The sequence below is a fragment of the Microvirga sp. HBU67558 genome (assembly GCF_018069605.1).
Classification (GTDB): domain Bacteria; phylum Pseudomonadota; class Alphaproteobacteria; order Rhizobiales; family Beijerinckiaceae; genus Microvirga; species Microvirga terrae.
The window spans coordinates 1-425 of the sequence record NZ_JAGPUP010000177.1; the positions used below are offsets into that span (position 1 = coordinate 1).

Sequence of the window (425 nt, forward strand, 5' to 3'; positions counted from 1 at the left end):
CCTGGACCTATCGCTTTCCGGCCCGGATGAGCCGCGTGCTGCAGGAACGCCAGGAGGGCTTGCCGCAGATCGTGCGGATGATTGCCTGGAAGGCGCAGGTGCGGCTGTGCGCGCGCTATCGGCGGCTGATGGCGGCCGGTAAGCGCCAGACCGTGGTGGCAACTGCAATCGCGCGGGAGATGACAGCCTTCCTCTGGGCGATTGGCCATGAGGTTGAGCCACGCTCCGCCGCCTGAGGGCGAACAAAGACAAGACCTCAGAACGAACCAGATCACGCTCGACTGACATCTGTGATTGCGCAGCACCGGAGGCAGGGCCTCGGTGGGGAACCCTCGTCCGAATTGTGTGGCCGATGATGTGTCATTGACGCCCGCCAGCAGATCGAGGCAGCCCCGGACGAACACACGGAAATGCGGTGACCAACC

Annotated in this window: 1 pseudogene; it reads left to right on the forward strand. The window is 64.2% G+C overall.

Annotation, left to right across the window (positions count from 1 at the left end):
* Positions 1–236: pseudogene (locus tag KBI52_RS00720) on the forward strand (IS110 family transposase); the annotation flags it as partial.
* Between the last annotated feature and the right edge of the window lie 189 nt (positions 237–425).